This is a genomic window from Pseudothermotoga elfii DSM 9442 = NBRC 107921 (assembly GCF_000504085.1).
In the GTDB taxonomy this organism is placed as follows: domain Bacteria; phylum Thermotogota; class Thermotogae; order Thermotogales; family DSM-5069; genus Pseudothermotoga_B; species Pseudothermotoga_B elfii.
The window spans coordinates 2119357-2140470 of record NC_022792.1 but is presented as its reverse complement, the minus strand read 5'-3'; the positions used below and the strand labels follow the sequence as shown (position 1 = coordinate 2140470).

At 39.2% G+C, this 21114-nt stretch carries 18 protein-coding genes; 17 read left to right on the top strand and 1 reads right to left on the bottom strand.

The genetic code is table 11. The features are described 5' to 3' along the window. Window positions 1-101: 101 nt before the first annotated feature. From TEL01S_RS10465 to TEL01S_RS10390, 16 genes are all read left to right on the top strand, one after another. Window positions 102-1679 carry an ABC transporter substrate-binding protein gene (locus TEL01S_RS10465; protein WP_012004056.1) on the top strand — a complete coding sequence of 526 codons (1578 nt, stop codon included), beginning with the start codon at window positions 102-104 and terminating at the stop codon, window positions 1677-1679. Window positions 1680-1723: 44 nt separating this feature from the next. Beyond that, complete coding sequence (locus tag TEL01S_RS10460) at window positions 1724-2698, top strand: ABC transporter permease (RefSeq protein WP_012004055.1); 975 nt, start codon at window positions 1724-1726, stop codon at window positions 2696-2698. A 4-nt stretch (window positions 2699-2702) separates the two neighbouring features. Further along, window positions 2703-3515 (top strand): ABC transporter permease, encoded by an 813-nt coding sequence (locus tag TEL01S_RS10455; protein WP_012004054.1) that lies wholly within the window; start codon window positions 2703-2705, stop codon window positions 3513-3515. Window positions 3516-3526: 11 nt separating this feature from the next. Beyond that, entirely contained in the window at window positions 3527-4471 is a 945-nt protein-coding gene (locus TEL01S_RS10450) for an ABC transporter ATP-binding protein (RefSeq protein WP_012004053.1), read from the top strand. Further along, on the top strand, window positions 4447-5394 hold the full coding sequence (locus TEL01S_RS10445) for an ABC transporter ATP-binding protein (RefSeq protein ID WP_012004052.1): 948 nt from the start codon (window positions 4447-4449) through the stop codon (window positions 5392-5394). The genes TEL01S_RS10450 and TEL01S_RS10445 overlap by 25 nt, the downstream gene beginning before the upstream one ends. Window positions 5395-5479: 85 nt before the next feature. Beyond that, window positions 5480-6703, top strand: a complete 1224-nt coding sequence (locus tag TEL01S_RS10440; protein WP_012004051.1) for an ArsB/NhaD family transporter — start codon at window positions 5480-5482, stop codon at window positions 6701-6703. 57 nt (window positions 6704-6760) lie between these two features. Further along, entirely contained in the window at window positions 6761-7402 is a 642-nt protein-coding gene (locus TEL01S_RS10435; RefSeq protein WP_012004050.1) for a winged helix-turn-helix transcriptional regulator, read from the top strand. A 4-nt stretch (window positions 7403-7406) separates the two neighbouring features. Next, the gene (locus TEL01S_RS10430; protein WP_012004049.1) at window positions 7407-8561 is read left to right on the top strand and encodes a DegT/DnrJ/EryC1/StrS family aminotransferase; all 1155 of its coding nucleotides are present in this window, start codon (window positions 7407-7409) and stop codon (window positions 8559-8561) included. Further along, the gene (locus TEL01S_RS10425) at window positions 8555-9859 is read left to right on the top strand and encodes a nucleotide sugar dehydrogenase (RefSeq protein ID WP_012004048.1); all 1305 of its coding nucleotides are present in this window, start codon (window positions 8555-8557) and stop codon (window positions 9857-9859) included. Before TEL01S_RS10430 ends, TEL01S_RS10425 begins: the two co-directional genes overlap by 7 nt. 27 nt (window positions 9860-9886) lie before the next feature. Next, window positions 9887-11935, top strand: coding sequence for a sodium-translocating pyrophosphatase (locus tag TEL01S_RS10420; protein ID WP_028843608.1), 2049 nt, complete (start codon window positions 9887-9889; stop codon window positions 11933-11935). An 81-nt stretch (window positions 11936-12016) separates the two neighbouring features. Continuing rightward, entirely contained in the window at window positions 12017-13522 is a 1506-nt protein-coding gene (locus TEL01S_RS10415; RefSeq protein WP_028843609.1) for a MutS-related protein, read from the top strand. Next, a complete protein-coding gene (gene xseA, locus TEL01S_RS10410) occupies window positions 13506-14684 on the top strand; it encodes an exodeoxyribonuclease VII large subunit (RefSeq protein ID WP_232504363.1) in 1179 nt (392 codons plus the stop codon). The genes TEL01S_RS10415 and xseA overlap by 17 nt, the downstream gene beginning before the upstream one ends. After that, a complete protein-coding gene (gene xseB, locus TEL01S_RS10405) occupies window positions 14681-14890 on the top strand; it encodes an exodeoxyribonuclease VII small subunit (protein WP_012004044.1) in 210 nt (69 codons plus the stop codon). The genes xseA and xseB overlap by 4 nt, the downstream gene beginning before the upstream one ends. Further along, complete coding sequence (dxs, locus tag TEL01S_RS10400; protein WP_028843611.1) at window positions 14880-16736, top strand: 1-deoxy-D-xylulose-5-phosphate synthase; 1857 nt, start codon at window positions 14880-14882, stop codon at window positions 16734-16736. Before xseB ends, dxs begins: the two co-directional genes overlap by 11 nt. Beyond that, on the top strand, window positions 16730-17062 hold the full coding sequence (locus TEL01S_RS10395) for an Asp23/Gls24 family envelope stress response protein (protein WP_012004042.1): 333 nt from the start codon (window positions 16730-16732) through the stop codon (window positions 17060-17062). Before dxs ends, TEL01S_RS10395 begins: the two co-directional genes overlap by 7 nt. Before the next feature lie 4 nt (window positions 17063-17066). Next, window positions 17067-18689: a DAK2 domain-containing protein gene (locus TEL01S_RS10390; protein ID WP_012004041.1), complete on the top strand. Its 1623-nt coding sequence runs from the start codon at window positions 17067-17069 to the stop codon at window positions 18687-18689. A 14-nt stretch (window positions 18690-18703) separates the two neighbouring features. Here TEL01S_RS10390 and tdh read toward each other — a convergent pair whose 3' ends face one another. Beyond that, window positions 18704-19738 carry an L-threonine 3-dehydrogenase gene (gene tdh / locus TEL01S_RS10385; RefSeq protein ID WP_012004040.1) on the bottom strand — a complete coding sequence of 345 codons (1035 nt, stop codon included), beginning with the start codon at window positions 19736-19738 and terminating at the stop codon, window positions 18704-18706. Between the two features lie 123 nt (window positions 19739-19861). Here tdh and TEL01S_RS10380 point away from each other — a divergent pair, with 123 nt between their 5' ends. Next, complete coding sequence (locus TEL01S_RS10380; RefSeq protein WP_012004039.1) at window positions 19862-21097, top strand: aminotransferase class I/II-fold pyridoxal phosphate-dependent enzyme; 1236 nt, start codon at window positions 19862-19864, stop codon at window positions 21095-21097. The last annotated feature ends 17 nt before the right edge of the window (window positions 21098-21114 follow it).

Below are 21114 nucleotides of genomic sequence, written 5' to 3'. Positions count from 1 at the left end.
ATTGCCCTGTAGATGCAATATGTAGATCATTTCATTCAATGATATTATTAAAATACTTTATTGTATAATATAATCACAAAAAGCCATTGGGAGGTGTAAATGTGAAAAAATTTTTCGTGATGATGTTGGTTTTGGTATCGTTACTGGTTTTTTCTGCAGATCTTACAATGATTATCTCGGTGACGGGGGCTCATCAAAGAAATTTCAATCCGTATTTTGCAGGTGGAACAGGATATGCAGCATGTGGTTTCATCTATGAAACATTGATTTATTCCAATAATTTTACTGGTGAAATCATACCGTGGCTTGCTGTGGATTACGAATGGAGCAACGATTACAGGAGCATAGTTTTTAATTTGAGAAAAAATGTAACATGGTCTGATGGCAAACCTTTTACAGCAGATGATGTGGTTTTTACTTTTGAAATGCTCAGAAAATTTCCTTCTCTCGATACCCAGGGGATATGGAGCTCTGGACTGGAATCTGTTGAAAAAATTGATAGCTATACAGTGAGATTGAATTTCTCAAAATTGAACACTCTGATAATCTACAACATAGCTGGTGTATATATGGTACCAAAACATCTCTGGGAAAAGTTAGACGATCCCTCAAAGTTCACCAACGAAAATCCTGTTGGCACGGGGGCCTACGTGCTTGAGAATTTCACCGATCAGGTATTCACATTGAAAAAAAGAGTTGATTACTGGCAAGCCGAGAAGGTTAAAGTGGATAGAATACGAATTCCCGCTTTCAATGGAAATGAACCAGCGCAGCTTGCGGTCGCAAATGGTGAACTTGATTGGGCAGGCATCAATTACCCAAGGATAGAGAATGTTCAAAACAAGGATATAAAATACTGGTTCCCTGAAGGTAACCCGGTTTTTCTTTTCTTCAACCTCGAGAGAGATCCTTTTAAAGATCCTGCATTTAGAAAAGCAATTGCAAGGGCTGTAAATACGGATGAACTCGTGAAGATAGGCATGACAAACTATGCGGTAAAAGCGAATCCTGTGCTGATCAAATCAGGATATTCATACCTGATTGACGAGAATCTCAAAGATAAATGGTATTCATTCGACATCCAGCAGGCGAAGTCAGAACTGGCCTCCTTGGGATTCAGAGCTGGTAAAGATGGTATTTTGGTCGGAGCAGATGGGAAAAGACTTTCGTATGAACTCATAGTTCCGGCTGGATGGACAGACTGGATAGCTGTTTCGCAGCTTCTTTCACAGCAGCTAAAGAAAATAGGTGTAGAGCTGAATGTTACACCCATAGATTTTGGTGCATACCTGGCAAAAATCAGGCAGAAAGATTTTGATGTGGCAGTTAGCTGGTCAAACTATGGCCCGAATCCATATATCTTTTTCCAGAATTATTTGCACTCTTCAAATGCGTATACTGGAAGTAACAGAGGAGGATGGATAAACAAGGAAACAGATGAATTAGTTGAAAAACTTTCTCAGACTGCCGATATGGAAGAGATAAAAACTATTGTCTCGAAGATACAGGAAATCATATTGGATAATGTTCCCGCGGTGCCTCTTTTCTACAACCCCGTGTGGTTTATATACTCAATCAAGAATTTTACTGGCTGGCCTAATGAAAATAATGCATTTGTAGAACCAAGAACGACAGGAATGGACAAAATTTATTTGATAATGCATCTTCAGCCAAAGTAATGCTTACCGGGGTGGCTACCCCGGTTTTTTCGGAGGTGTAGTTTTTGAAGTACATTTTTCAGAAAATCCTGTTTTTCTTCATAGCCCTCTGGACAGCCTTGACATTGAATTTTTTGATTCCTCGCCTTATGCCGGGTGATCCTGCCGAAAGAATTTTGTCGCGTTTTGGTTCAGAAGTAAACGAAAGTGCTGTGGAAGCACTCAGAATTGCTATTGGCCTTGAAAAAGATAAATCTCTTTTTTCACAGTACTTTGAATACATTAAAAATAGCTTTACGGGTAACTTTGGTATCTCTTACGTTTATTACCCGGTGCCAGTAAGAGATATTCTGGCATCTTCTTTACCATGGACGATAGGACTGGTGGGTATATCTACCGTAATAAGTTTTTTGATTGGCACATGGCTTGGAGCGATTGCTGGTTACAAAAGAGACAAACCAACCGGGACAACTCTTACCATTATATCTTTGATGATAAAAGCTTTTCCATATTTCTGGCTTGCAATGATGCTTCTTTACATTTTTGGATATGTTTTGAAATGGTTTCCGCTATCGAATGCATACTCAACCAAGGAGCTTCTCAGTGGCTGGAGATTTATTTCGAGTGTTATTTACCATGCAATATTGCCGGCTATAACGCTTGTTGTTGCTTCACTGGGTTCATGGATTTTGACCATGAGAAACAACATTGTTTCCGTTTTAGCCGAAGATTACATTCTTCTTGCCGAGGCCAAGGGTCTTTCGCAGGAAGAAATACTCAGAAACTATGCCATGAGGAACGCTATATTGCCAAGTATAACAGCTTTTGGATTATCCCTTGGCTTTGTTGTGAGTGGTGCACTTCTGACAGAAATTGTTTTTTCGTATCCAGGAGTGGGATATCAGCTTTACAGAGCTGCTGTCAGTCAGGACTATCCTCTGATTCAAGCTATATTCTTTTTTATCTCACTTTCGGTATTAGGCGCAAATCTATTGATGGATTTTGTCTACATTTCCCTTGATCCGAGAGCGAGGGGGTAGTATTTTGAATATTAAAACATGGATTGGCGCTGGCATAATACTATTTTTTCTAACAATAGCTTTACTTGCTCCGTATATAGCTCCTTATAATCCTAACGATATTGTTGATCTACCCTATGAAAAACCATCTAAACTGCATTTCCTTGGAACAGATAGATTGGGTAGAGATATTTTTTCACAGCTCATTCACGGAACGAGGCTTTCACTGTTGATAGGCATTTTGACAGGATTTTTAATGACGGGGATATCTACCTTTTTTGGCATGACATCAGGTTATTACGGCGGAATAGTTGATCGGATTCTTTCGACAATAACTGACGTGTTTCTGGTCATACCGGGTATTCCGTTGATGATTGTAATTTCTTCATATATAAGGGTGAGAAGTTTCTGGACAGTTATCATAGTGATTGCATTAACTGGCTGGGGTGGCGGAGCAAGAGTAATAAGATCACAGATGCTTTCAATGAAAAATAGAGAATTTGTAACGGCAGCAAAAATAATAGGCGAGAAAAACATCAGAATAGTGTTTTTCGAGATATTTCCAAACATGCTGTCATTGATAGCTTCGAACTTTTTTGGTTCTGTGCTGTACGCCATTATTGGAGAAGCGTCGTTGTCATTCCTTGGGCTTGGTGATGTAAGTAGAATCTCATGGGGTACAATGCTTTACTGGGCTCAAAGTGCTAATGCACTGTTGAACGGTATGTGGGCCTGGGTTCTTGCTCCGGGATTGTCTATAGTTCTTCTTGGAACAGCATTTGCTCTTTTGAATTTTTCACTGGACGAGATGACTAACCCAAGACTCAGAGGGCGCTGAAGGTGATCGAAATGGTGGAGGTTTTAAATCTTAAAGCAGGCTATCGATTTAGAAAAAAAGTGGTTAAGGCGGTTAATAACGTTACTTTAAGGATATACGATGAAGATTTTTTGGGTATTGCGGGTGAATCTGGTTGTGGAAAATCCACGCTTGTTTTAGCTATGTTGAGACTGTTAAAGAGTCCGGGGTATATTGAGTCTGGAAAGGTTATAATTAACGGGATTAACATATTCGAACTGTCCGATGAAGCCCTTTCTAAGGTTCGTTGGAAGGAGTTTTCTTTTGTTCCACAGAGCTCGATGAACTCACTCAATCCGGTTATGAAAATAAAGGATCAAATAGCCGATGCGGTGATTCGTCATACCAGAGTGAGTAAACACGATGCCTATAGAACAGTTGAAAAGGTTTTGCAATTAGTAGGTATTCCTGTGGATCGCATGGATAGTTACCCTCATCAACTTTCTGGGGGCATGCGACAGAGGGTTGTTATAGCGATGGCTCTATCACTTTCACCAAAATTGATAGTTTTCGATGAGCCAACCACAGCTCTCGATGTAGTTGTACAGAGAAGCATTCTGGAAAAAATCTTTGAACTTCAGAGAGAGAAGAGGTTTTCATCTATTTTTGTCACACATGATATATCGTTGCTGCTCGAAATATCCAGGCATATAGCTATAATGTATGCCGGAGAAATAGTGGAATATGGGGGTACAGCTGCGGTATACGAAAATCCCCTTCATCCATACACCAGAGGTTTGATTGTAGCTGTACCGAGTATTTCTGGACAGATAAAAGAATACAAAAGTATCCCAGGAAGACCGCCAGATCTCTCAGAACACATAACCGGATGCCCTTTTTATGAACGATGTGATTTTAGAAAGAAAATATGCTTTCATGAGCATCCTGAGTACAAAGAGGTTGACCGAGGCAGGTGGGTTTCTTGTCATCTGTACTGACAGCTAATGAGATTGTCAAAAACTTTACCGTTAGAAAAGGATTTAAGATTCATAAAGTTCACGCACTGAGGCGGGTAAATCTTAAATTAGAGCAGGGAGAAATATTATCAATTGTTGGTGAAAGCGGTTCTGGCAAGACCACTTTTTTGAGAATTGTTGCAAGGATTTATACACATGATTCTGGTAGGTTGTTTGTACTTGGCAGAGAGCTCTGCAGAAAAATGTCAAGATCTGAAGAACTTGAATATAGAAAAAATGTCCAGATGATTTTCCAAGACCCTTTTTCAGCATTGAATCCTGTTAAAAAAATAAGGCAATTTCTTAAAAGGCCACTTGAGATATTTAAAATATCAGGTGTTGAAGAGCGTTTGGGAGAAGTACTCAGAGAAGTTGAATTACCACTTGATTCTCTTGATAAATACCCGCACGAATTATCTGGTGGCCAGAGACAGAGAGTTGTAATTGCAAGGTCAATTATAACAAAGCCAAAAATAATTCTTGCCGATGAACCGACTTCGATGCTTGATGTATCAATAAAGGCATCAATTCTCAATTTATTGTTGAGATTGCGCGATGATTATGAGATCTCGATGATCCACGTCACACATGATTTGGCATCGGCGAAGTATATTTCGGATCGGATAGCCGTTATGTATGCTGGCCAGATTGTTGAAGAAGGAAATGCCCAGCAGATTGTTGACAATCCTCTTCATCCATATACAAAATTGCTGAGATCAGCAGCACCAGATCCAGATAGATCAGGTTTAAAGCTGGGAGAGACGGGCGAACCCCCGGATTTGATATCCCCCCCTGAAGGATGCTCTTTTAGAATGAGGTGTCCGTATGCCAGAAAAGAATGCTCGACTTTCACGGGGACCGTTCAAATTGATGAAAGGAAAGTAAGTTGCGTTTTGTACATGTGATTTTTCACATCAAATTAATTTTTGCACATTGAATATTAATCTTTCAAAAAAGATCAAAATATAGAATTCATTTGGTGCTGATTTGATGAATATATCTTTGGTTGTGCTTATAACAGTTTTTACACTCATAGCAATGAGAAAATTTAGAAATGTGACTTTGAAGATATGGCAAATAATGTCCGTAGCAGCATTGTTTTTGGTTGCCACAAACCAAATTTCGCCTGTAGACGCAGTTATGTCAATCAATTTTGATGTCGTAGTATTCCTTGTTGGTATGTTTATAATCGGGGAAGCAATGAGAGAAAGTGGATATCTGGGTTATTTGTCCTGCACCATTTTCGGTAAAGTGAAAACTGTGAACGGTTTGATCTTTATGGTTATCTTTATAAGCGGTTTTCTTTCCGCACTTTTGACAAATGATACGATAGCCGTTGTTGGAACGCCTCTTATGATACATCTTTCCAAAAGAAATGGGATTAATCCGAAGATTCTGTTACTTTCACTTGCTTTTGGTATAACTACCGGTAGTGTAATGAGTCCAATAGGAAATCCTCAAAATCTCCTTATCGCACTTGGTAGTTCCATGAAAAGTCCGTTTATTGCTTTCGCAAAATATCTTTTTCTGCCAACGATTTTGAATATGCTGTTTGTTTATTTGGTTATCAGATTAATTTATGGAAAATTTTTCAAAAATTTAGACTTAGACCATGCTGCAGATGGACTTAAAGATGTTGACCTGGCATATCTTTCCAGAATTTCTATGCTAATTCTTATCGGGATGATATTTGCCAGGATTATTGGAACTCTTCTCGGAAAGGAATTTTTAGAACTGAGTTATACTTCTCTCATAGCAGCTACACCAGTTATTCTGTTCAGCAAGAAAAGATTTAAGATCATTCGCTCTCTCGATTGGGAAACAATTATGTTTTTTGTTTCGATGTTTGTGGTTATGAAATCTGTCTGGAACAGTGGTTTTTTCCAGAGATATATTTCTCTGATTAATCTTTCCAGCATACCTCACATACTTTCTGTTAGTGTGATCATCAGCCAGTTCATATCTAATGTCCCGTTTGTGGTTCTTTTCTTAACATTCTTCAAAAACTCAAATGATCTGATTTTGAGCGCACTTGCTGCCGGAAGTACGGTTGCTGGAAATCTAACTATTCTTGGTGCCGCGAGCAACGTTATAATTGTCCAAAATGCTGAGAAGAATGGTATTCATATAACATTCGGCGAGTTTTTTAAGCCAGGAATAATAATAACTGCCCTCAATGTGGTTGTTTACTGGATTTACCTGAATCTGATTTGATGATTTTCAGGAATTTTGTGAATATATATAGTATAATTCATTCAGTGAGTGATTGATATGGACAAATTTTCTTTTTTTGAACCCGGTATTCTTTTCAGGGAATATGTTCTGCTGAAAGAGATTTTTTCGAAAAGCGACATTACTCAGCAAGAACTGGCTAAAATTGCCGGTATAGCACCATCTATGGTCAATAAATATCTGATGCTTTTTGAAAAAAAGGGTCTTATAGACAAAATTGGTCCCAACAGAAGAAAAATGAATTATTTCATCACACAAAATGGAATATACAGATTGCAATATCTTGCAGTTTCATATCTAAGGGAGGTAGCAAAGCTTTATTCGAATTCAAGGCTTGTTTTTATGAGCGTAGCAGAAGAACTTTTTAAAAATGGGATTCAAAAGATTGTTCTTTATGGTGCTGGTGTTGTGGGTGAAACATTACTTGACATTTTGAAGACAGAGAGAATCCAAATAGTTTGTTTTGTGGATGATGATAATTCAAAGCATGGGACAGTTCTGAATGGAATTAAGATTATTTCCCCGGATAAACTCGCTGCCGATATATATGATGCGGTTCTAATAGCATCTTTCAGGCATGCCGGGAAAATATCGGCAAAGGCGAGAAGTCATGGGATGAAAAATATCTACATTTTCAGTGTTCAAACAGATGGGCGAGTTTCTTTGAAAAGAGAGGAGTGAAAAAATGCATGTGCCACTTTTTGATATGACGAGACAGTATGATACTTTGAAAAGTGAAATTTTGCAGGCGATAGATGGCGTTTTTAGATCTGGAAAATTGATCATGGGAGAGAATGTGAAACAGTTTGAGAGAGAAGTATGTGATTATCTTAATGTGAAACATGCTATAGGTGTTGGAAACGGCTCTGATGCGTTATATATTGCAGCGAAAGCAATAGGAATAGGTGATGGTGATTACGTTATCACGACACCTTTTACATTTTTTGCAACAGTGAGTTGCATAACAAGAAATGGAGCTGTTCCTGTTTTTGCAGATATTGATAGAAAAAGCTTTAACATTGACCTTGATAGGGTAGAAGAAATCCTGACGACTCATCCAAATCGAGAAAAAATAAAGGCAGTTATACCTGTTCATCTTTTTGGAAGAACTGTCGATTTGGAAAGACTGGAAAAGATTAAACGTAATTATGGTGTAAAAATACTTGAAGATTGCGCACAATCAATCGGCTCTAAATGGGTATATTCAGATGGCACGATCAGGAAAAGTGGCACTGTTGGGGATGCGTCTATTCTCTCTTTTTTCCCCACCAAAAATCTTGGTGCATACGGCGACGGTGGAATGATTTTAACAAACAATGATGATACAAATGATTTTTGTCGAGTTTTTAGAGTTCATGGGGCAAAGGTCAAGTATTTTCATGAAATGGAGGGAATAAATAGCAGACTTGATGAAATTCAAGCTGCTGTATTGAGGATAAAATTAAAGTATCTTGATGAATATCATGAAAAGAGAATTAAGATAGCCAGGAATTATACCGAGATGATAAATTCTTTGAGCATAGAATTTTTAGAGACGCCCCGTGTTACTGGTGATTTCACGTGTATATTTCATCAATACGTTGTCAAGGTTAAAGCAGGACACAGAGATAGATTAAGAGAATATTTGAAAACCAGGGGTGTTGAAACAGCTGTTTATTATCCACTTGGTATGCACAGGCAAAAATGTTTCTCGAGATTTGGTTCGAAGATACTTGAAAATACAGATCAGGCATGTCAAGAAGTGCTCGCATTGCCAATTTTCCCGGAGATCAGCATCACTGAAGTGGAATATGTTGTTAAATGCATCGGTGAGTATTTCAAGGAGGCGAGAAAATGCTAAAAGAAAAGATTCTCAACAGGACAGCTGTTATTGGTGTGATAGGCCTCGGATATGTAGGTCTTCCACTTGCTGTTGAAAAGGCCAAAGCAGGTTTCAAAGTGATAGGTTTTGATATTCAACAAAAGAGAGTTAACATGGTGAATCAAGGTCAGAATTACATTGGCGATGTGGTGACAGAGGACCTTCAAATTCTTGCAAAGAGTGGAAAATTAACCGCAACCACCAATTTTGATGAACTCCACAATTGCGATATCGCGACCATATGTGTTCCAACACCACTTGATAAATTCAAGCAGCCAGACTTAACATATGTTATTAACACTGCAAAAGAGATATCAAAAAGATTACATAAAGAGATGTTAATAGTTTTAGAATCGACTACTTATCCCGGGACAACAGAAGAAGTTTTGAAACCTATTTTGGAGGAAACCGGATTGAAATGCGGAGAAGATTTTTATCTTGCCTTTAGCCCGGAGAGAGTGGATCCAGGTAATCTCATTTACAAGACGAAGAACACGCCGAAAGTTGTCGGGGGTGTTGGTTCTGCATCAACAGAAATCGCAAGGATTTTGTACGAAAATGTGCTCGAGGCACCCGTCTTTGTTGTCTCATCGCCGAAAGAGGCTGAGATGTCTAAGATTCTGGAAAATACTTTCAGAATAGTAAATATTGCTTTGATAAATGAGATGGCAATTGTTGCTGAAAAAATGGGAATAAATATCTGGGAAGTGATAGAAGCTGCTTCAACAAAACCATTTGGTTTTATGCCTTTTTATCCTGGTCCGGGAGTAGGTGGGCACTGTATACCCATTGATCCGTTTTACCTGACCTACAAAGCAAGAGAATATGATTATCACACAAGGTTAATTGAATTAGCTGGTGAAATAAATGATTATATGCCACAGTATGTTGTTCAGAGGGCTATGCAACTTTTAAATGAAAAAAGGAAATGTATGAATGGTGCGAAAGTACTTCTGCTTGGCATAGCTTACAAAGGAGACATAGATGATGTAAGAGAATCACCTGCTCTTAAAGTTCTGGAGCACCTTGAAAAAAATAAAGCCAGCACGATAGTTGTAGATCCATATGTGGAAAGATTTCTCTTTAATAATGTAGAAATAAGTACACATGAGTTGACGGAGGACCTCTGCAAATGGGCAGACATAGCCATTATCACAACAGCTCATAAAAACAAAATTGATTACAGGATGCTTGTAGAAAATTGTAGATTAGTATTTGATACAAAAAATATTCTAAAAAATTTTGGATTGAAGGGGGAAAATGTGTTCGTACTTTGATGTATATTTAAAATGGGGGGTGGTTGAATGAGCTGGTTTTTTTTAAGTTTGGCGGCTGGGATTGGTTCCATTTTACTTGCGCTCGGGCTTTTCGGATATATCATGAAAAAAGATTCCGGAACAGAGAAAATGAGAAAGATATCCTTTTCTATTAAAGAGGGGGCTCTCGCTTATCTTAGAAGACAAAACAGGACTCTTGCTGTTTTTGTTGTGATAATGGCTTTCATTATAGGAATGGTCAGTGGTTTTTTGAAAAATCCGATCATGGGTGTGAGTATGGCTATCTCTTATGTACTGGGTTCTGTATGCACCACAATAGCTGCTTATGTTGGTATGAGAGCCGCAGTTGAAACAAATGTAAGAGTAGCGGCGGCAGCACAAAGAGGCTTAAAAGCAGCTTTCCCGATTGCGTTTTATGGAGGGGCTGTTATGGGATTGTTTGTAGTAGGCGTGTCGCTGCTGGGTATTGTGGTGTTGTTTTTCATTTTCAAAATGGGGTTTGGCTGGAGTGATTCCGATGCGGCAAGTGTGATCTTGGGTTTCAGTTTTGGAGCGAGTGCTCTTGCGCTGTTTGCGAAAGCTGGTGGAGGTATTTATACCAAGACTGCTGACATAAGTGCTGATCTTGTTGGAAAAATTGAACTTGGAATACCCGAAGATGATCCAAGAAACCCGGCTGTAATAGCAGATAATGTGGGGGACAATGTAGGAGATGTTGCCGGTATGGGTGCGGATTTGACAGATTCGTATATTGCCAGCATTATTGCAACGATGATAATTGGTTCAGAGCTTGGAGGAGGTATTCTCACCACTCTGCCTCTTTTGATAGCTTCTGTGGGCCTCTTTTCATCCATTATAGGACTTGTTTTTGTAACCAGAAGTATTAAAAAAAGTCCGGGCAGAGCGCTGAATATGGGAACTTTTTCAACCTGCTTTATTTTTGTAGTTCTTTTATTCTTAATTACCCGTTTTTCTGGCCTGGAAGGTTCAAGATGGCTTGGTGTTTTTCTTCCAACAGTTTCTGGTCTTGCTGCTGGTGTAATCATAGGATTAACCTCTGATTATTTCACTTCTATTGAAAAAAAACCAACAAAGCAGGTTGCTGAGGCCTCCACCACTGGAGCTGCTATAAACATACTTACTGGATTTTCTTATGGGCTTGTGAGTGTGGCGCCACCTGTCCTGTGCATCTCTGCAGCTACAATTGTTGCCTGGTATATAGCGAAAATTTTTTCTGTGGACCCATTCTACGGTGTTGCAAATGCTGCGCTTGGAATGCTTTCAATAGTTGGCATGATAATCTCTGCTGATGCATATGGCCCCATATCTGACAATGCAAAAGGAGTGGCAGAACAGTCTGGTTTGGGTGATGATGTCGTAGCAATAACAGATATGCTTGATGCAGCAGGAAACACCTCTAAGGCTATAACAAAAGGTTTTGCAATTGGTTCAGCGGCTTTGACTGTTCTGGCTCTTTTTGCAGCCTATACGCATCTGGTAGATATTCAAAGTCTTGATTTGATTTCCCCAAAAGTTATCGCGGGCATCTTCATAGGTGCTGTGATGCCACCATTACTTTCTGCTCTTTTGATTTTATCTGTAGGGAGAAATTCTGAAAGAATGATTGAAGAGATCAGGAGGCAATTTCGAGAAATACCGGGTTTGATGGAAGGTAAAGCAAATCCAGATTATGCAAAATGTGTTGATATAGCAACAGCTGGCGCACTGAAAGAATTGATATTACCGGGTGTTCTCTCAATAATTGCACCAGTTCTAACTTTAGCTGTGTTTGGTAAAGAGGCTCTTGCAGGATTTTTGGCCGGAAGCATAGTTACTGGAATCATATTTGCACTTTTCATGGCAAATTCCGGTGGATCATGGGATAATGCAAAGAAGTACATTGAAGAAGGTCACCATGGAGGAAAAGGATCAGATGCACACAAGGCGGCTGTCGTCGGAGACACCGTAGGTGATCCGTTTAAAGATACGGCTGGTCCTTCACTAAACACAATGATAACAGTTATGTCACTTGTAGCGGAAGTCCTTGCCCCACTTATTTTGCTCATAATTGCCTGACTTTTTGGGCATTTTTGGATACCAGGAGCATGTCTCCCAGTTTTCTGCTGGTATAATGTTTTTACCTGGGAGGTAGTTCATTTGTTTGTTGATCGTGATACGTTGAGGTTTGTAATGCTGGATCAATTGCTTTCTAAGGTGAATCCTTTGACTGAGTATGGGAAAAAATCTTTGGACGGTATGAAATGTCTGATTAAAAATGGAGAGGATTTTCAAAAGCACTGGGAAAGATTGGTCAAAGTTTTTAATATGGATAGTCGTAAGGTTCAGATAATTAAACAGCACCTGTTGCGCATGGGCAGTATAGATCAGCAGATGAACTATGGTTTCAAAACCGTGGGTGATTTTGCTCGACTAAAGAGATTTGTTTACCACTGTAGAGAGCTTGCAGATCTTGGAAGAGATATATGGTTTTTTCCCGATCTGAGTGATTTGTGGGTAAAATTGTCTGATTTGACAGGGGATCAAGAAGGGTTCAATCTAAGATCTGAAAAGATGCTGAGTTTAAGAAAAGATCATCTTTTAATTTCAAAAGAATTGGAAAACGCGAAATCCAGATTGATTCAAGAGATCGAGAGTGAGTTCTCGATAAAATTACCGGATGATGAATTTACTTGCGACGAGAATGTGGCAAAAGATATTATCGAAAAGGATTTTGCAGAGGTGGTAAGAAGGTCTGCAGGGAGATATCATCTGAAACTTAAGCCAACCGGAGAGATGCTAAAATTGGCTGATAGATTGAACAAAATAGAAGAGTTTATGACAAGCGAAGAACAACACCTTCTCAGCGAGCTTGAAAAAATTGCTGGAGAATTTTTTGAGGTTCTGAAAGTATGTGAAATGACTGTTGAACAAATTGATCTTGATTTGTGCAGATACGACTTTTTCTTTTTGTACAAATGTTGCCAGCCAGAAATTAGTGAAAAAATAATTGTAAAATCAGGAAGATATCCACCGGTAAAGGAATTTTGTGAGAAGAATGATTATCAGTATTATCCGGTGGATATAGAGATAAACAGAGGAATAACAGTTTTGTATGGACCAAACATGGGCGGCAAAACAACTGTGCTTAGAACCATAGGGTGTTTCGTGATTCTCTTTCATATGGGTTTCCCAATTCCTGCAGATACTTTCAGCTGCCCTGTTCTTGGTTTTGTAAGATATGTTTCAAGAGGCGATGGAGTGGGACTCAGTTCTTTTGCATCGGAGATAGTTTCATTTAACAACATTCTATCACTACCAGGAAAGAAGTTTGTGTTGATAGATGAATTTGGTTCAACGACTAACCCTGTTGAGGGAGAAGCTCTTGCGGTTGCCGCTGTAAAATGCTTGAATGACTCTGATGATTACTTTCTTTTCACCTCGCATTATCCGGAGGTTGTGAAAATTGCTTCCAGAGTTTATATGTGTGGAAAAATTAAGAATTTCGATGCAGATGACCCGCATAGAATGATAGACTACTCTATAGAAAAAGATATTAAATCTAACCAGAAAATGGCACTTCTTCTTGCAAAAAAGCTGGGATTAAGTGAAAAGATTGTAGAAGCCGCCGAGAATTTTTTGAGGAAAGGTGAAGATAGTGGATAAAATTTATACTGTCAGTGAGGTTACATATTATATAGAGGCTCTTATAGACCAGGATCAGTATCTCAGTGATATCCAGGTAGTTGGGGAAATAGCCGATTTAAAAGAAAGAAATGGGCATCTGTTCTTTTATTTAAAAGATGAGTTCACAACTATTGGATGTGTATTTTTCGGGGGAGCTTATAGAAGTTTCGGGTTAAGTGACGGACGAATAGCTCAGGTTGCGGGCCAGATTAAAGTTTACGCTCCTCGTGGTCAGTATAGATTAATATGCAGGCAGGCGAAGATTCTTCCCGAGCGAGGCACCCTTTTTCTGAGAATGAAAGAGAGCTATGAAAGACTTGTTGCTGAGGGTATTTTTGATAAACCAAAGCGTCCCCTGCCGGAATATCCGTCGAAAATAGGCTTGATAACCTCGAGAAATTCAGCAGCATATCAGGATGTTTTGCGAACGATAAGTGACAGATACCCGCTTGTTGAAATCTTTTTATATCACACAGGTGTTCAGGGCGAAGATGCTAAAGGCAGTTTATTGAGAGCTTTGAATGATGTAAATGAATCAGATGTAGATGTTGTTATAATAACAAGAGGCGGTGGATCCAGAGATGATTTATGGCTTTTCAACGACGAAGATATTGTAAGAGCTGTATACAAACTTCGTCATCCAGTTATTACAGGGGTTGGCCATCAAATAGACACAGTTTTCATTGATCTGGTTGCTGATTATTCGGCTCATACCCCTACTGCTGCTGCTCAAGCTGCTGTACCGAATCTTTCGGAAATCAGAATGCATTTTTTGGAATTGATGCAGAGAATGAATCTGTCAATAAGGAAAAAAATTGAGTCTTTTTCGCAGCAAATTGAAAGCTCAAATAAATCTCTTTTTCAGTCCATGATGAGTCAAATTTTGAGGACGCATAGTTCAATTGACAGCATGAAAGAAAAGGCATTCGCTTTAATGCAAAGGCAAATGTTTTCTTATGAGAAAAAATTGAGTTCTGCTGGTACTAAACTTTTTTCACTGAACCCAGTCGAACTTTTGAAGAAGGGATACGTAATAGTTGAAAAAGACGGAAAGTGGGTCAAAAGTTCTTCTATTTTAAGGGAAAAAGACGAGATTTCCATGAGATTTTTTGATGGAGTTGTAAAGGTGGTTGTAAAGTGAAAATAGATGAGATGATCAGAGAGCTTGAGTCTATAGTAATTAGATTGGAATCAGAAGATCTTTCTTTTGATGAAGCTTTTATGCTATACGAGAAGGGTGCAGAAATATACAGAAAGTTGCATCAAGCGCTTGAAGATGCTAAACTCAAGGTTCAAGACATTTATTTGAAAATGCAGAATAGGGAAGACGAAAATGTTGAATATTGATGATGTTGTTGGAGCAGATGCAACAAAACTTGAAGAAATGGCCCGGCAGATCAGGCGTCGTATAATCGAGGTCGTTTCAAAAAATGGAGGTCATCTGGCATCCAATCTGGGTGTAGTAGACCTCACGCTTGCGCTTTACAGTGTTTTCGACCCGAGAGAAAACGTTATTATATGGGATACATCCCACCAGTGCTACACCCATAAATTACTGCTGGATAGGTGGGAAAGTTTCTCATCACTAAGACAATTGGGTGGAATCAGTGGATATACAACACTGAAAGAATCTATTTTTGACAGATTTGGTGCAGGTCATGCTGGTACATCAATAGCCGCAGCTCTTGGGATAGAAAGGGCACTCAGATTAAAAAAAGAAATGAAAAATGTTCTGGTTGTTATAGGAGATGGAGCCTTAACGAATGGAGAAGCTTTAGAAAGCTTGAATCAGATAAAGGGCCAGAATTCCAGATTGAAAATAATCCTTAACGACAATGGCATGTCCATTGCCCAGAACGTTGGAGCCCTGTCAGAAACTTTTGCAAAAATAAGGACAAATCCTGCATATGTAAAATTTAAAGGTCTTGTGAAAAAAATGCTTGAAGGTACTGAGGTTGGAAAAAACCTTGAAGATGAATTGAGAAGGCTGCGTGAGGGTGTTAAATTATTTATCTCTGGATTCGATTTTTTTGAGTCTCTGGGCATAAAGCACATAGGGCCAATAGATGGTCATGATATAGAGCTGATGAAAAAGCTTTTTGAAAGGATAAAAAACTATGATTATCCAGTTGTGGTTCACTTGATTACTCAAAAAGGCAGAGGCTATGAACCAGCAGAAAATAACTGTATAGTTTTTCACAGCGCGCCGAAGTTTAATTTGAATACTGGCGAGCCTTTGGCAAAGAAAAATCATATGTCTTACAGCGAAGTTTTCGGAGAAACGTTAGTTAGGATTTCGCAGAAAAACGACAAAATATTCGCCATAACTGCTGCAATGCCAGATGGTACTGGCTTAAGAAAATTTTCGCAGATTTTTCCGGAAAGATTTGCTGATCTTGGCATAACAGAACAATCTTGCGTTACTTTCGCGGCTGGTCTTGCTACAATGGGATATAGGCCCTTTGTTGCGATTTATTCCTCTTTTCTTCAAAGAGCCTACGATCAGATTTTCCACGATGTTGCCCTGCAAAATTTGAATGTAGTGTTTGCCGTTGACAGATCGGGATTAGTTGGCGAAGATGGCCCTACGCATCACGGACTTAACGACATTTGTTTATTCAGGACGATACCAGGATCAAAAATTTTCACCCCATCAAACTTAGTAGAGCTGATTTCCATACTGCGTTCTATCGTTGAAAAAGATGTATCAGGTGTTGTTTCGGTAAGATATCCAAGAGATTCCAGAGAAGCAAATTTTGAGAAACTCTGGGATGAATCAACGGTTCTCGATATATTTAATTGGGAAACTGTCAGAACCGGGAACGGAAAAATAGCTGTTCTTGCGGCCGGGACTTTACTTGAAAATACACGAAAACTTGCCTCTCTTGACCCAACGATTGTTTACGTCAGGTGCGTAAAACCTCTTGATGAAAAATCTCTCATGAAAATTGCCGATGCCCATGACGCCATAGTCACATTAGAAGAAGGATATATAAACGGTGGTTTCGGGGAGAGTGTGATTTCATTTCTCATTAAACACGGCTACAAAAGATCTGTTCTTACTATGGGGGTGGCGGAAAAATTTGTTTCGCATGGGTCGAGAGAAGAATTGTTGAAACTCTGCAAACTCGATTCTGAAGGCATTTTCGAAAGTGTGATATCATTTTTAAAGAAGGAGGTTTATGCATGGTAATAAGACTTGATTATGGTGAACTGGAGATAAGCCTTAAAGCATTAAAAAAACTTGCTTATATAGCAACCGTTCAGACTTACGGCCCCGTTAACATATCTTCAGATAGTTTCTTTGGAAAGCTTTTTGGTGAAAAAGAGGAAGAGAGAATCAAAGTGGAGGAACTTGACACTGGCAAGGTGCTTGTTGACCTTTATATTGAGCTTGAATATGGTGTAAAAGTTTCAGAAGTGGCCAAAAACATAATTGAAAATGTTACACATGTTTTGAAAACAATTGGCGGCTGTGAAGATATCGAAGTCAACGTACACGTGACGGGGATCCGCTGAGGAGGTGCGGATCTTGGAAAAAGTGAATGGGAAATTTATGAGGCTTGCGTTTCAAAAGGCCACCGAGCAACTTGCCATTCATGTTGATGAGCTCAATGCACTGAATGTTTTTCCCGTGCCTGACGGAGATACTGGCTCGAACATGCTTGCGACAATGAAAGAAGGTTGCAAGTACCTTGACCAGCTGGGGAAGAACGAGCATAGTTTGCAGACAATAATGGAATCAATAAGAAATGGAACACTTATGGGAGCCCGTGGAAATTCCGGGGTTATACTGTCGCAGATATTCAGAGGATTCGCTGAATACTGTGGTAAAAAAAGAACTCTTCAGCCAAAAGACATTTTACGAATGATCTCATCTGCACGTGCCGTTGCTTACAAAGCTGTGATGAGACCAGTTGAAGGCACCATTCTAACAGTTTTAAGGAGACTTGATGAAAAGTCCGAAGAAATTGTCGATGCGGAAAGTATAGAACAGGTTCTCAAATGGGTAGTTAAAGTGAGCGAACAAACAGTCAGGGATACACCGAATTTGCTTCCTGCCCTCAAAGAAGCTGGTGTTGTTGATGCTGGGGCAAAAGGCCTTTATTATATCTTTAAAGGCTTTCTGGCTATCGCTGAGGGAGAAAAAGAAGTAAATCTTGAGGTTATGACGAACACAGAAGGAGAAGTAGTTGTTGAGATTCCCGCTCAGGAGCTTGTCTATCAATATTGCACAGAATTAATGATAAAGTGCTACGATGATTTTCAATCTGGAAAAGTAGGTGACCTCAAGCTCTTTTTGGAAGGAATAGGAGATTCCGCCGTGGTAGTTTGTGATGAGAATGTTCTTAAGACCCATGTTCATACTAACAATCCCGGAGTTGTTATTGAAGAAGCCCTGAAATATGGAGAAATATTGAAAGTAAAAATAGACAATATGAAACTTCAGCATGAGCATCTGGTTGGTCAGAACAGCGAACCACCCAGAAAATATGGTTTTGTGGCTGTTTCTCCAGGTCATGGAATTTCTGAAATTTTGAAAAATCTCGGCGTTGATCAGGTTGTGCGTGGTGGCCAGACTATGAATCCAAGCACGGCAGATTTGAAATTTGCGATAGATAGAGTGAACGCAGAGATAATTTTTCTGTTTCCAAACAACCCTAACATTTTCCTGGCGGCAAAGCAAGCCGCGGAAAATACAAAAGGCAAAAATGTTATCGTAATTCCAACCCAGACCGTTCAGGAATGCATATCATCTATGATGAGTTTTGATCCAAACGAAGAGCTTGACAGACTTAGAGAAAAATTCATCGAAGCGGCAAAATATATCATACCTTTGAGTATTACCAGAGCTGTGCGAGATGCAAGACACAATGGAACAAAAATCAAAAAAGGTGAGTATATGGTAATGAGAGGTAAAAAATTGATTTCCCATGGTTTGTCACTTAAGCAGGCATTAAATAGAGCTTTAACAGCGCTTGATCTGCGCGGTAAAGAGGTAGTGACGATATTTACTGGGCAGGATGCTGTCGATGAAGAAGTAAATGCAATAAAAGAATCCTTAGAAAAGGTTATAGATGAGGTTCAGATTGATATTCATGACGGAGGTCAGCCGCATTATCCTTATCTTCTAATGATAGAATGAGGGGAAAAATCCCCTCATTCTACACTCATAACCACTTTTCCACATTCACCATTCAACATTAATTCAAAACCTTTTTCCCAGTCTTTAAAAGAAATCATGTGTGTAACTACTTTCGAAAGGTCTATCTTTTTGCTTTTCAATAACTGGTCAGCTATTCTCCATGTTTCGAACATTTTTCTGCCAGTTATTCCAAAAAGCTTTATACCTTTGAAAGTTATGAGTTCATCTATGGGAATCTGAATTCTGGTACTGAAAACACCGAGTATAGAGGCACTGCCACCTCTGGTGAGGCTCTGTAATCCCTGTTCAAGTGCTGTGCTGCTGCCAGACATTTCAAGCAAAATGTCTACGCCATCTCCACCTGTCAATTTCATCACTTTTTGAGTCAGATTCTCTTCTCTTGGATCTATTACGACATCTGCGCCGTTTATTTTTGCAAGGTTCTTTCTGAAGGGTTTTATTTCTGAAGCTATCACCAGTGAAGCACCAGAAGCTTTTGCAACCTGGATTGCCATAGCTCCTATTGGACCAACACCGGTTATAAGAACTGTTTTACCTGTCAAATCTTCAACAAGTGCTGTATGTACAGCATTTCCAAATGGTTCCATAACAGATGCAAATTCTTCTGGTATCTCTTTCGAAACTTTCCACAGGACAATCTCTGGTACCCTGACATATTCTGCGAAAGCACCATCTATATCCACGCCGAGAATCTTCATATCTTTGCATATATGCATACGGTTAGTTTTGCATTGATAACAGTGCTGACATGGTATATGTGTTTCTGCCGCAACATAATCTCCTACTTTTACCATTGTTACAGCTTCTCCGACAGCTTCAACTATTCCAGCAAATTCATGCCCCACTGTCATTGGTGGTTTAATATGTTTCTGTGCCCAGTCGTCCCATTTATAAATATGTACGTCAGAGCCGCATATTGAAACTTTTCTAACCTTTACCAGAACTTCTGTTGGTTTCAAGTTCGAAGGTTCTGGAATATCTTTCATTTTCAATCCTGCCGCCATGTGTGTTTTTGTTATGGCTTTCATAATCATCCCTCCCTGCCACAAAAAAGAGCTTACCTCAAATGTTATGGAAATTCAAAATCATTTGTTCGGTTAATTTTGAGGATGTTGTAAAATAAATGTGCAAATACAAAAGGAGGTGTAACAATGCCTTTATCAAGGATCACAGGTGTCCTGAGAGATGAACTTGAGCGGCTCTCGATGGAAGGGAGAGCGAAGGGCAAAGAATTCGTAATTGTTGATGTGAAAAAACCACAGGGTAAAAAAGGACCAAGATTTTTACTGAAAGGTTATGGTGATAGAGAATTTATAAGAATGAATTCCAATTCTTATCTTGGGATGTCTCTGAAAGATGAAATCATCAAAATTGAGGAAGAAGCTGCAAGAAAATATGGTGTTGGCCCCGGAGCCGTTAGATTCATCAGTGGAACTTATTTTCCACACAGGGAACTTGAAAAAAAACTCGCACAATTTCATTCAAGAGAAGATGCAATGATATACAGCGCAGCTTATGTAACTGTTATAGGCGTGATTTCTTCACTTGTAACAGATGAAACAATTATTATCAGTGATGAACTCAACCATAACTGCATTATCAACGCAATAAAACTTTCCAGACCGAAAGACAAATTTGTTTATAAGCATTTGGATATGGAAGATCTCGAAGAAAAGATTAGAAATAGTACTGGCAGAGCCAGGAGATTGATTATTGTAACAGATGGTGTGTTCAGCATGAGGGGAGACTATGCTCCACTGCATCGGATAGCGGAGATTGTCAACCACTATGATAGCAATTTTGAGGAAAATATAATAACAATTGTTGACGATTCTCATGGTGTTGGAGCTTTCGGTTCAACAGGTCGTGGTACCGAAGAGATGACGGGTGCGATGGCAGACATCCTGATAGGAACTCTTGGAAAAGCTTTTGGGGTTAATGGCGGCTATGTAGTTTCAAATGAAACTCTAACCACCTATCTCAGAGAAAAGGCGATTACCTATATTTATTCCAATCCTATAACACCTGCTGAAGCAGCGTGTGCGCTTAGAGTGTTGGAAATTCTGGATAGCGAAGAAGGTGAGATGAGGTTGAAACATTTAAGGGAGCTTGCGGAGAGATTCAGAAAAGGCTTATCTGAAGCAGGATATGAGACTATTGCCAGTGAGCATCCGATAGTTCCCTTGCTTGTTAGAGACACCAGAAGAACATTGGATATTGTGAAATATCTACTTGATAACGGCATTTTAGCTACTGGTCTGAATTATCCTGTAGTACCGAAAGGGGATGAAACTATAAGATTTCAGATAAATGCAGACCACACTGATTACGATATCGATTATGTATTGGAAATTTTGAGAAAGTACAGAAAATATAGATGGTCGTGAGGCGCTTGGGTATAGCA